At 61.3% G+C, this 11,858-nt stretch carries 11 protein-coding genes; 3 read left to right on the forward strand and 8 right to left on the reverse strand.

All coding sequences use genetic code 11. The annotated features are described in order from the left end of the window. Positions 1-9: 9 nt before the first annotated feature. The 3 genes from ACTJKS_RS03025 to ACTJKS_RS03035 form a co-directional block, all read right to left on the reverse strand. Complete coding sequence (locus ACTJKS_RS03025) at positions 10-1,725, reverse strand: proline--tRNA ligase (protein WP_041070725.1); 1,716 nt, start codon at positions 1,723-1,725, stop codon at positions 10-12. A 129-nt stretch (positions 1,726-1,854) separates the two neighbouring features. Beyond that, on the reverse strand, positions 1,855-3,414 hold the full coding sequence (locus tag ACTJKS_RS03030) for an AmpG family muropeptide MFS transporter (protein WP_108181870.1): 1,560 nt from the start codon (positions 3,412-3,414) through the stop codon (positions 1,855-1,857). 43 nt (positions 3,415-3,457) lie between these two features. After that, positions 3,458-3,811, reverse strand: a complete 354-nt coding sequence (locus ACTJKS_RS03035; protein ID WP_108181871.1) for an MGMT family protein — start codon at positions 3,809-3,811, stop codon at positions 3,458-3,460. Positions 3,812-3,977: 166 nt separating this feature from the next. Between ACTJKS_RS03035 and ACTJKS_RS03040 the strand changes: the two genes are divergently transcribed. Beyond that, positions 3,978-4,985 carry a DUF481 domain-containing protein gene (locus tag ACTJKS_RS03040; protein ID WP_108181872.1) on the forward strand — a complete coding sequence of 336 codons (1,008 nt, stop codon included), beginning with the start codon at positions 3,978-3,980 and terminating at the stop codon, positions 4,983-4,985. Between the two features lie 166 nt (positions 4,986-5,151). Here ACTJKS_RS03040 and ACTJKS_RS03045 read toward each other — a convergent pair whose 3' ends face one another. Further along, positions 5,152-5,361, reverse strand: a complete 210-nt coding sequence (locus ACTJKS_RS03045) for a cold-shock protein (protein WP_002554837.1) — start codon at positions 5,359-5,361, stop codon at positions 5,152-5,154. A 353-nt stretch (positions 5,362-5,714) separates the two neighbouring features. Between ACTJKS_RS03045 and dcd the strand changes: the two genes are divergently transcribed. Together dcd and ACTJKS_RS03055 are read left to right on the forward strand one after the other, a co-directional pair. Then, positions 5,715-6,281, forward strand: a complete 567-nt coding sequence (gene dcd, locus ACTJKS_RS03050) for a dCTP deaminase (RefSeq protein WP_003222308.1) — start codon at positions 5,715-5,717, stop codon at positions 6,279-6,281. Between the two features lie 102 nt (positions 6,282-6,383). Beyond that, on the forward strand, positions 6,384-6,593 hold the full coding sequence (locus ACTJKS_RS03055; protein WP_047292047.1) for a hypothetical protein: 210 nt from the start codon (positions 6,384-6,386) through the stop codon (positions 6,591-6,593). Positions 6,594-6,638: 45 nt separating this feature from the next. Here the strand turns inward: ACTJKS_RS03055 and pdeM are convergent, their stop codons facing one another. The 4 genes from pdeM to ACTJKS_RS03075 all read right to left on the reverse strand — a co-directional run bounded on the left by pdeM (position 6,639) and on the right by ACTJKS_RS03075 (position 11,848). Then, the gene (pdeM, locus tag ACTJKS_RS03060; RefSeq protein ID WP_108181873.1) at positions 6,639-7,295 is read right to left on the reverse strand and encodes a ligase-associated DNA damage response endonuclease PdeM; all 657 of its coding nucleotides are present in this window, start codon (positions 7,293-7,295) and stop codon (positions 6,639-6,641) included. Then, complete coding sequence (locus ACTJKS_RS03065) at positions 7,292-9,781, reverse strand: ligase-associated DNA damage response DEXH box helicase (RefSeq protein ID WP_108181874.1); 2,490 nt, start codon at positions 9,779-9,781, stop codon at positions 7,292-7,294. The genes pdeM and ACTJKS_RS03065 overlap by 4 nt, the downstream gene beginning before the upstream one ends. 170 nt (positions 9,782-9,951) lie before the next feature. Continuing rightward, entirely contained in the window at positions 9,952-10,716 is a 765-nt protein-coding gene (locus ACTJKS_RS03070; RefSeq protein ID WP_108181876.1) for an ABC transporter ATP-binding protein, read from the reverse strand. Between the two features lie 13 nt (positions 10,717-10,729). Next, positions 10,730-11,848, reverse strand: a complete 1,119-nt coding sequence (locus ACTJKS_RS03075) for a succinylglutamate desuccinylase/aspartoacylase family protein (protein ID WP_108181877.1) — start codon at positions 11,846-11,848, stop codon at positions 10,730-10,732. Positions 11,849-11,858: the final 10 nt, after the last annotated feature.

An 11,858-nucleotide genomic window follows, 5' to 3' on the forward strand; every position in this document is an offset into this window, starting at 1 on the left:
TATCTGGATTCAGCGGCGGATACGGGCCTGAAGGAAGGACAGCACATCGGCGACCGGCAGCGCTTGCGCTTCGGCCTCGGTGCGGCTCTTGTATTCCAGGTTGCCTTCGGCGAGGCCGCGGTCACTGACCACGATCCGGTGAGGAATGCCGATCAGCTCCATGTCCGCGAACTTGATGCCCGGGCTGGTTTTCTTGTCGCGATCGTCCAGCAGCACTTCGAAACCGGCCGCCGTCAGTTCTGCGTACAGCTTGTCAGTGGCTTCGCGCACCTGCTCGGTTTCATAGCGCAGCGGTACCAGGGCGATCTGGAACGGCGCCAGGGTGTCGCTCCAGATGATGCCTTTGTCGTCGTTGTTCTGCTCGATGGCGGCAGCGACCACGCGGGATACGCCGATACCGTAGCAACCCATCTCCAGCGTGACCGGCTTGCCGTTCTCGCCCAGCACTTCGCACTTCATCGCCTTGCTGTACTTGTTGCCCAACTGGAAGATGTGCCCGACTTCGATGCCGCGCTTGATTTCCAGCGTGCCTTTGCCGTCCGGGCTTGGGTCGCCGGCCACGACGTTACGCAGGTCGGCAACGGTCGGAACCGGCAGATCACGCTCCCAGTTCACGCCGAAGTAGTGCTTGTCGTCGATGTTCGCGCCGATGCCGAAGTCGCTCATCAGTTCGACCGAGCGATCGATGATGATCGGCAGTGGCAGGTTCAGCGGGCCGAGGGAACCGGCGCCGGCGCCAATGGCGTCACGCAGTTCGGCATCGGAAGCCATGACCAGCGGGCTGGCAACGCCTGGCTGGTTGGCAGCCTTGATTTCGTTGAGCTCGTGGTCGCCACGGATGATCAGCGCAATCAGCTTGCCTGGTTCTTCGGCGTGGACGATCAGGGTCTTGATGGTCTTTTCAATCGGCAGATTGAATTTTTCCACCAGCGCGGCAATGGTCTTGGTGTCCGGGGTGTCGACCAGGCGCAGCTCTTCCGCTGGTGCCGGACGCGAGGTTTCGCGTGGCACGGCTTCGGCTTTCTCGATGTTCGCCGCGTAGTCGGAGCCGTTGCTGAAGACGATGTCGTCTTCGCCGGACTCGGCCAGTACGTGGAACTCGTGGGAGCCAGCGCCGCCGATCGAACCGTTGTCGGCCTCAACCGGACGGAATTTCAGGCCCAGGCGGGTGAACACGTTGCAATACGCCTGATGCATGCGGTCGTAGGTGACCTGCAGCGAAGCCTGATCGGCGTGGAACGAGTAGGCGTCCTTCATGATGAATTCACGGCCACGCATCAAGCCGAAGCGTGGGCGGATTTCGTCACGGAATTTGGTCTGGATCTGGTACAGGTTGATCGGCAGCTGCTTGTAGCTGCTCAACTCGTTGCGCATCAGATCGGTGATCACTTCTTCGTGGGTAGGGCCCGCGCAGAAGTCGCGACCGTGGCGGTCTTTGATGCGCAGCAGCTCAGGGCCGTATTCTTCCCAGCGCCCCGATTCCTGCCACAGCTCGGCCGGTTGGGTGCTCGGCATCAACACTTCAAGAGAACCGGCAGCGTTCATTTCTTCGCGAACGATGGCTTCAACCTTGCGCATTACCCGCAAGCCCATCGGCAGCCAGGTGTACAGGCCCGAAGCGAGTTTGCGGATCATGCCGGCGCGCAGCATCAGCTGGTGGCTGACGACGACCGCATCGGAAGGCGTTTCTTTCTGTGTGGCGAGCAAAAATTGACTGGTGCGCATGGTTGGCCGTTGTCGGTTGCTATGACTGGAAATGACGGAGCAGTGTACCGGCGAGATTTGCCGACGTACAGGATTGCGCTCGGCGGTGAGGCGCTACGGCGGGAATCCTCCCGCCGTATCTGAAATGTCCTACGACTCTTCGACGACGGAGGTTGGTGCAGGCTCGGGCGTTGGCGTCGGGCCCGCGCGGCGATTTTCCTGGAACCAGTGCAGGGCGATCAGCAGCAGTGTCGGCACGCCGAGCAGTGCGGTGATCATGAAGAAGTTGTGGTAGCCGAACTTCTCGACCATGACACCGGAGTAACCGCCCATCAGGCGCGGTAGCAACAGCATGATCGAACTGAGCAGGGCGTACTGTGTCGCCGAGAACTTGAGGTTGGTCAGGCTCGACAGGTAGGCGACGAACGCCGAGGTCGCGAGCCCGGAACTGAAATTGTCGAGGGAGATGGTGACCACCAGCATCTGCAGGTTCGGCCCCATGTCGGCCAGCATCACGAACAGCAGGTTGGTCGCCGCCGAAGCCGCGCCACCGATGAACAGGATCGGCAGGATGCCGAAACGCACGATCAGCAGGCCGCCCATGCCGGCGCCGACCAGGGTCATGATCAGGCCAAAGATCTTGCTCACGCTGGCGATCTGATCCTTGGTGAAGCCCTGGTCGATGTAGAACACGTTGGCCATCACGCCCATCACCGTGTCGGACATCCGATAGGTGGCGATCAGTCCGAGCAGCAGCAACGCCTGCCAGCGGTAACGCAGGATGAAGTCGTTGACCGGCGTCAGCACTGGCGCCAGGCCGCGACGGCCCATGGTCGACAGGCACAGGCCGGTGAGCAGGGTATAGAGGATGGCTCGCAGGAAGGCGCGGTCTTCGAGCAGCAGGTCGAGCGGACTCATCTGACCGAACAGTACGCTGGCGAAATCGGTGTTGTAGAGCTGGGTGAACATTGCCGGAACGGACACCAGCAACACGATCAGCACGAATACCGAGGCCAGCTGATGGACGAAGCTGTAGCGGCCGGCCTGCAACTGCGTGCGCAATGGCACGGGCGGTTCGCGCATCAGCAGCGAGGTCAGCAGGGCAGGGACCATCAACACCCCGAACAGGGCGTAGGTGCCGGTCCAGGCTGAATGTTGGTAGTTGAAGCCGGTGGAACCGAAGCCTTCGGCGAAGAACAGCGCGCCCGCCGTGGCCAGCAGGGCGGCGACGCGGTAGCCGGACATGTAACTGGCGGCCAGTGCGGCCTGACGGCTGTCGTCGGCGATTTCCAGGCGATAGGCGTCGACCGCGATATCCTGGGTGGCGGAGGCAAAGGCGACGATAACGGCAATGGCGATCAGCCAGGACAGGTGTTTCTGCGGATCACAGAAGCCCATGCCGATCAGGCCCAGAATCACTAACGACTGCGAGAGCACCAGCCACGAACGGCGGCGGCCGAGCTTGCCCAATAAAGGCAGGCGCCATTGGTCGAGCAGCGGTGACCAGACCCATTTGAAGGCGTAGGCCAGACCGATCAGGCTGGCGTAGCCGATGGTTTCACGGGCAACGCCGGCTTCACGCAGCCAGACGGACAGCGTCGAAAACACCAGCATGTACGGCAGGCCGGCAGCAAAACCGAGCAACAACAGCACGAGCGTCGAAGGACTGGCATAGGCGGCTAGCGCGGCGCGCCAGGTTTTACGGGGCATGGGCTGAAGTCTGCCTCAAGATTGCGAAAACAAAGCGCGCACTCTAACCGCTGTGCTCTATCGGACGCCAGCCATGGCGCTGAATATCCACACGATTGTTCAGGATGGTGACGCCTTCAGAACGTAATCGTGCCCGTTGTTCGTCTCCCGAGGGGCTGCCCAGCGGCAGGCTGATCCGACCGCCGGCACCCAATACCCGGTGCCACGGCAGTTTGGTATCGCCGGGTAGTTGGCTGAGGGTCCGGCCGACCCAGCGGGCGGCGCGCCCCAGACCCGCGAGTTCGGCCAGCTGACCATAGCTGACCACTTTGCCTTCAGGTACTTGGGCAAGGGTGGAATAAAGCGCCGTGCGTCGGATTTGCGCTTCGCTTTCATCGGGAGGGTTCGGCTCTTTCACCGGTGCGGTTCCTGAACATCGGTCGTGTGGATGGGCTTAAGCGTAATCGCTCGTCGGCCAGATGAGAAATGAACTCAATGGAAATCGTCCGGTCAGTCCTTGTCAGGGTCTTATTCCTACGGATAATGCCGACCTTTTTTCGCAAACTTGAGCCCTTGAACTGCTTATGCTGTCCAGAACCCTGCTGTGCCTTGCTATTTTCAGTGCATCCACGCCCCTGCTTGCCGACACCGTCTGGTTGAAGAACGGTGACAAATTGAGCGGCAAGATTTCCGTTTTCGATGGCGGCAAATTGCTGATTCAGACCCAGTACGCGGGTGCGGTCACCATTGACTGGAAAGAGGTCAAGACCCTGCAGAGCGATCAGGAACTGCTGGTGAAACAGGACGCCTACAACGGTGAAAAGGCCAAGTCGCTGACCGCCGCCGATGACGGCAAGGTCACTCTGGCCAACGGCGAGGCGCCGAAAACCGTCGAGCTGGCGAGTATCCAGCAGATTCTCAAACCAAAACCGGTGGTCGAGGATCTGGTGTGGAAAGGCAATATCGGCCTGGCGATGGACTATCAGCGGGCGGAAAAGGACACCGACGATTACGACATCGACTTCAAGACCACCGCACGTCATGGTCGCTGGCGGCACACTGCCGAGGGCGAATACAACCGCGAAGTGCAGGACGACGCAGTCACCACCAATAACTGGCGCGCTGAATACGCGCTCGACCGTTTCCTCACCGACAAGTGGTTCTGGCAGGGGCGCCTGAACTACAAGCGTGATTACGTTGAAGAGCTGTCACGTCAGCGCGTGGTCGGTACCGGTCCGGGTTACCAGTTCTGGGACGACGAGCTGGGGGCGTTCTCGCTCGGCTCGCTGCTCAACCGCACCGATTACGAGTACAGCGATGGCGGCAAGGACAATTTCTATTCGGTCGCGATGAAGTGGGATTACAACCGCTACCTGATCGGCAAGAAGGTCGAGTTCTTCACCAACGGCGAACTGGGCAAGCCGCTGTCGGACGTGGCCAACTACGCGCTGGATGCCGAGATGGGCCTGCGTTACAAGGTCACCGACTGGGCGTCGCTCAATCTCAAGGCCGAGCGCGACATCATCAGTGGCACGAAAGACGCAGATTTGAACAAGACCCGCTATACCGCAGGGTTCGGCGTGGCCTGGTAAGGCACCAGCAAAAGATCGCAGCCTGCGGCAGCGCCTACAGGGGAATGGTATTTATCCTGNTGTAGGCGCTGCCGCAGGCTGCGATCTTTTTTTGCGTCTGGAAAACAGACACCCACAAAAAAGCCCCGCTTTTGAGGGCGGGGCTCTTTTCTAAAGAAGCTACAAGTTAGATAACTTGTACTTCTTCAGCTTGCATGCCTTTCTGACCGCGGGTAGCGATGAAAGAAACCTGTTGGCCTTCTTTCAGGCTTTTGAAGCCGTCGGATTGGATAGCTTTGAAGTGAACGAACAGGTCGTCACCGGATTGTGGAGTGATGAAGCCGAAGCCTTTTTCATCGTTGAACCACTTAACGGTACCGGTTTGGCGATTAGACATGGTGTAACTCCTTGAACAAAGATAACTGCGACTCAGGAAGAACCCTGGCCGAGACTGAGTGCAAAGAGCAGGAAAAATTCTTGTAGATGGTTGGATCGAAATTCAACATATCGTGTAGAGATTCTCAGTGACACAAGCAGCACAGTGGCGCCACCTTAACCCTTTTTCCGGAACGTGCCAATGCTTCTTGCGAAGGTTTCTCTGTTTTAAGGATCGGCGGTGTGACGCTTCGTCGCCAGGGCGCGTATTTCCAGCGTGTTCGCCGAGAATTGCAGCGCACACTTTGAACCCGGCGGCGCGCCCGGTAAGATGCCGGACAGATTTTTTCCACCTCGCTATTCAGGACACCCGCCATGAGCATCAAATCGGACAAGTGGATTCGCCGCATGGCGCAGGAACACGGCATGATCGAGCCTTTCGTCGAGCGCCAGGTGCGCGGCAGCGACGACAGCCGTGTGATCTCCTACGGTGTGTCGAGCTACGGCTACGATGTGCGCTGCACCAACCATTTCAAGGTGTTCACCAACATCAACTCGGCGATCGTCGACCCGAAAAACTTCGACGCCGGCAGCTTTGTCGACATTCACAGCGATGTCTGCATCATCCCGCCGAACTCCTTCGCTTTGGCCAGCACCGTCGAATACTTCCGCATTCCGCGCAACGTATTGACCATCTGCCTGGGTAAAAGCACCTATGCGCGTTGCGGCATCATCGTCAACGTCACCCCGCTCGAGCCTGAGTGGGAAGGTCATGTGACCCTGGAGTTTTCCAACACCACCAACCTGCCGGCGAAGATTTACGCCAACGAAGGTGTGGCGCAAATGCTGTTCCTCGAATCCGACGAACAATGCGAAGTTTCCTACAAGGATCGCGGCGGCAAGTATCAAGGCCAGCGTGGCGTGACCCTGCCGCGTACCTGATCCGTCCGGCAGTTCGCGGGAATTCTTTGGCGGGCAGACACTCTATGGGGTGTACTGCCCGTTTTTGCTTCTGGCAAAACGGGCCTTCGCCGAGGAGGTTGCATGAAGATCGATCCGCATATCACCGCCGAACTGGCAAGGCTTGAGCCCAATCAGGTTGGCGTTTTGGCCTGGTCATTGTTGGCACACCCGGCTTTCCATATGGCTGGCGGCATTCCCGGTCAGCCTGATCCCGATACTCCCAACGAACAACCGACCGAACCGGGCGAGCCGACGCTGCCGGACGAGCCGCCACCCGCTCCAGTGGCTTGAGCCGCTGCCCGATAATGGCCAGTTGGCCGAGGTGTGCCCTATACCTCAGCTGACTGGCCATATTTCGTTGTCGCCGACGACGAAAATCCTGCAGGTGTCATCCTTCTCCACCGCAAAGCCGCCGGTAAACGCGCCAAACGCTGGCAACAGGCTCAAACCCTCGCCCAGCCGGAAACACGCCAGACGCAAACGCTGCCGCCCTTTGCCGTTAAGCCGATAGACGGGATGCACGTGCCCGGCCAGCACATGCCGTTCCGGGTGCGGGTCGGGTTCGTGTTGCAAGGCGAACGGCCCGAGCAGCATCGGTTCCGGAACCACGCGAATATTCAGTGCCGCCGGCGGGTCCCCGGCGCGCTTGTCGTGGTTGCCGCGAATCAGTGTCATCGGCAGATCCGCGTGACGTGCGCGCCATTCGGCCAAGGCATTCAGCGTACCCGCCGCATGCGAACCGGGACCGTGCAGAAAGTCACCGAGGAAAATCAGCTGCCGGCAGGGCAGCCTCGCCAGCAAGCGGTCGAGCACTTCGATGTTCGCCGTCGTGGTGCCTTGTGGCACTGGCTGGCCGAGGCTGCGGTATGCCGCAGCCTTGCCGAAATGCACGTCGGCGATCAGCAGCGCTTGCTGCGCCGGCCAGTACAGAGCCTTTTCCGGCAGCAGCCAGAGTTCCTCGCCGGCCAGGCGCACGGGATACGCTGCACTCATGAGGCTTGACCCTTGTCGGCGGATTGCTCCAGATCACCGACCATGCGCCGGATGCGGTCGGCGAGTTTTTCCGAGCTCATGCTTTCACGCATGCGCTCCACCAGCAATGGAAAGCCCAGCGGTGTAGGCCGTTTGATCAGGTGCATGTCCAGTTTCATCCGGTTGATTCGCGCCAATGTCTGTTCCAGACGACGAATATCCAGCTCTTCGCGCAGGACTTCTTCTCCGGCCTGGGCCAGCAGCAGGTTGTCGGCGTCGTATTGCTTGAACACCTCGAAGAACAATCCGCTGGAGGCCTGTACCTGGCGGGTACTTTTCGGTGCGCCGGGATAGCCGGCGAACACCAGCCCGGCGATTCGCGCAATTTCGCGAAAGCGCCGCAGCGCCAGCTCCCCGGCATTCAGGCTGGCGAGCACGTCGCGCAGCAGATGCTCGGGGCTGAGCAGCGCTGCATCGAATTGCCCGGACCAATCGACCGGTGTGGCGCTGAGCAACTCCAGCCCGTAATCATTGACCGCAATCGAGAACGTCAGCGGCTGACGCTGGCTCATGCGCCACGCCAGCAGGCTGGCGAGCCCCAGATGCACCTGGCGCCCGGCAAACGGGTAGAGGAAAAGGTGCCAGCCTTCGCGGGATTTCAGCACCTCTGCCAACAGACTGTCGGAAGTGGGCAGACCCGACCAGCGCGCCTGGGTTTGCAGCAACGGTTGCAGCGCGTGCATTTCCGGGCTGGCGAACTCACCGCGCGCGGCCGCTGTGAAGCGACTGACCACGGCAGCGGCCAATTCGTTGGAAAGCGGCATCCGCCCGCCATTCCAGCGCGGCACGGCGGCTTTCTTTGCGGTGCTGCGTTTGACATACGCGGTCATGTTTTCCACCCGCACCAATTCCAGCAAACGCCCGGCGAACAGAAAGCCGTCACCCGGTTTCAGCCGCGCGATGAAACCTTCCTCGACGCTGCCCAATTGCTTGCCGCCGCCACCCTTGCTCCAGAATTTCAGATGGATGCTCGCATCGCTGACGATGGTGCCGATGCTCATGCGATGGCGGCGGGCGAGCCGTGCATCGGAGACGCGCCAGACGCCGTTTTCGTCCGGTTCGACCCGGCGGTAATCCGGATAGGCCGTCAGAGACAGCCCGCCGTGACGTACGAACTCCAGCGCCCAGGCCCAATCTGCCAGTGTCAGATCACGATAAGCCCAGGCTCCACGGACTTCTTCGTACAGTTCTTCGGGAGTAAAGCCACCACCCAGCGCCATGCTGACCAGATGCTGCACCAGCACATCCAGCGGTTGGTGCGGCGACAGGCGCGGTTCAATGTGGCGTTGCGCCACGGCATCGCGTGCGGCGACGGCTTCGATCAGCTCCAGGCTGTGGGTCGGCACCAGCGTCACTCGCGAGGTGCGCCCCGGCGCGTGACCGGAGCGCCCGGCCCGTTGCATCAGTCGCGCCACACCCTTGGCCGAGCCAATTTGCAGCACCCGCTCGACGGGCAGAAAGTCCACGCCCAGATCCAGGCTCGAGGTGCAGACTACGGCTTTCAACTGCCCGTCCTTCAACGCTTGCTCGACCCAGTCGCGGGTCTCGCGAGACAGTGAACTGTGGTGCAGCGCGATCAGTCCGGCCCAGTCCGGCCGCGCTTCGAGCAACGCCTGATACCAGATTTCCGACTGCGCGCGGGTGTTGGTGAAGACCAGGCTGCTGGCGCAGGCGTCGAGTTCGGCGACAACCTGCGGCAGCATCTTCAGACCGATGTGCCCGGCCCACGGAAAACGCTCGATGGCGGGTGGGATCAAGGTGTCGATCTTGAGTGATTTTTCGCTGTGGCCCTGCACGCTGATCCCGCCGCCCTGTGGGATCAGCACCTGTTCGGCGTGGGCTTGATTGCCGAGGGTGGCGGACACGCCCCAGACGATCAGCTCGGGTTGCCAATGGCGCAGGCGGGCGAGGGCCAGTTGCAGCTGTACGCCGCGTTTGTTGCCGAGCAGTTCGTGCCATTCATCGACAACGATCATCCGCAGGCTCGACAACGCAGTCCTGGCGTCGGCTCGGGCAAGCAGCAGGGTCAGGCTTTCCGGGGTGGTGATCAGCGTAGTCGGCAGGCGCCGGCCCTGACGCGCACGTTCGGCGCTGCTGGTGTCGCCGGTGCGCAGACCGATGCTCCACGGAATCTGCAAATCGCTGACCGGCGCTTGCAAGGCGCGCGCGGTGTCGGCGGCGAGGGCGCGCATCGGCGTGATCCACAGCACGGTCAGCGGTTCGCTCTGGGGTTTGCGTTTGCTGGTCGTGGCTGCGGGGGCGGCTGAACGGGCGAAGCGGTTGAGCGCGGCGAACCACACCGCATAGGTTTTACCGGCGCCGGTGCTGGCATGGAGCAACCCCGACTGACCTTGTTTGACGGCGGCCCACACCTGCTTTTGAAAGGCGAACGGCTTCCAGTTGCGTGCGCTGAACCAGAGTTTTGCGAAGTCGGTGGAGGTCGGCATACCGGCGGCGTGCGCTCTGAACGTGTTCCTTCAGTGACCGCGCCGACTGGCGAAAGGTTTAATCACGCCGCAATCCCCTGTAGGAGCTGCCGCAGGCTGCGATCTTTTGATCTTGAAAAGCAAAATCAAAAGATCGCAGCCTGCGGCAGCTCCTACATTGGAGATCCGGGTTACTTGAGGTTACCGCTGAGGAACTGTTTCAGCCGTTCGCTTCGCGGATTGCCCAGCACGTCTTCCGGCGCGCCTTCTTCTTCCACCAGCCCTTGATGCAGGAACAACACCTGGCTGGAGACTTTGCGGGCGAAGCTCATTTCATGGGTCACCATGATCATCGTCCGGCCTTCCTCGGCCAGCCCCTGAATCACCCGCAGCACTTCGCCCACCAGCTCCGGGTCGAGTGCCGAGGTCGGTTCGTCGAACAGCATCACTTCCGGCTCCATCGCCAGCGCCCGGGCAATCGCCACCCGCTGTTGCTGGCCGCCGGAGAGAAACGCCGGGTACTGATCGGCGACGCGCGCCGGCAGGCCAACCTTGTCCAGGTAACGGCGGGCGCGGTCTTCCGCTTCCTGTTTGCTGCAACCCAGTACCCGGCGCGGGGCCATGGTGATGTTTTCCAGCACGGTCATGTGGCTCCACAGGTTGAAGTGCTGGAACACCATGGCCAGTCGCGTGCGCAGGCGTTGCAGTTCATTCGGGTCGGCGACATGCATGCCGTGGCGGTCGGTGACCATGCGGATCGCCTGGCCGTCGAGGCTCATGGCGCCATCGTTGGGTTGTTCGAGGAAGTTGATGCAGCGCAAAAAGGTGCTTTTGCCCGAGCCACTGGCGCCGATCAGGCTGATCACGTCGCCGGTTTTGGCATTGAGCGAAACGCCTTTGAGTACCTGATGGTCGCCATAGCTTTTGTGCAGACCTTCAACCGTCAATTTGTACATGGGACAGACATCCTCAAGGCGAAAGTAGATAGCCGCTGCGATAGGCTTCGGCACCCGCCACGTGGGCGATCACCATGCCGGCAGTGGCCATGCGCCGCAGCGAGCGGGCGTACATCACGCCGGCAGCGGTGCAATGAATGGGGGTGACCCGGTCGTGGATCGGGTCGATGATTTCGGCAATCTGTTGCCCGGCTTGCAGGTATTGCCCGGCCGTGGCGGTGTACACCAGCAAGCCACCGACCGGCGTGGTCACCGGTTCGACACCGGCCAGCGGTGTTGCGGGGAAGGGCAAGGGCGGTTGCGGCCGGGTCTCGCCGACGATCGCATCGAACTGGATCAGGTAATCGATCAAGGCCTGGCAGTCACGGCTGGCCATCGGGTGATTGACGTCACCCTGGCCGCGCAACTCCACGGTCACCGAAAAACTGCCCAGCGGAATCTCGAAGTGCTCGCCAAAGCGTTCCTGCAGTTGCCACCACAGCAGGGTGAAGCATTCGTCGAACGACTGGCCGCCGGAATCGGTGGCCAGCAAGCTCGCCTGGGCTTCGATGTAACGCGCCAGCGGCTCGACCTGTGGCCACGCCTCGGGCGTGGTGTAGAGGTGAACCACCGATTCGAAATCGCAATGCAGGTCCAGCACCATGTCGGCATCACACGCCAGCCGTTGCAGGGTCAGGCGCTGGGATTGCAGTTGTGTGGCGGGCGTCTGGCGGGCGAGGGCGTTGCGCAGGCTGGCGCGGATCAGCTCAAGGTTGCGTTGCGGGTCGTCGCCCAGTTGGCCCTCGATGTCGTTGCCGATTTCTTCGCTGAGGTCGACGAACCAGCGATTGAAGTTCTGCCCGCTCTCCAGCTCGTAACGGCCCAGCGGCACGTCCATCAGCACTTGTTCAAGGCCGACCGGATTGGCCACCGGCACCAGCACGATCTGACTGCGCAGGCGCCCGGCGGCTTCCAGCTCCGCCAGGCGCTGCTTGAGGTGCCAGGCCACGAGCATGCCGGGCATTTCGTCGGCATGCAGCGAGGACTGGATGTAGATCTTGCCTTGGGCCTGCTCCGGGCCGAAGTGGAAGCTGTGGATCTGGCGTGCGGTCCCCGGCACCGGGGCCAACAGGTCATGGATCTGGTGTCGCATTACAGGGTTT

The organism is Pseudomonas sp. 22189, assembly GCF_052045635.1.
GTDB classification, from domain to species: domain Bacteria; phylum Pseudomonadota; class Gammaproteobacteria; order Pseudomonadales; family Pseudomonadaceae; genus Aquipseudomonas; species Aquipseudomonas parakoreensis.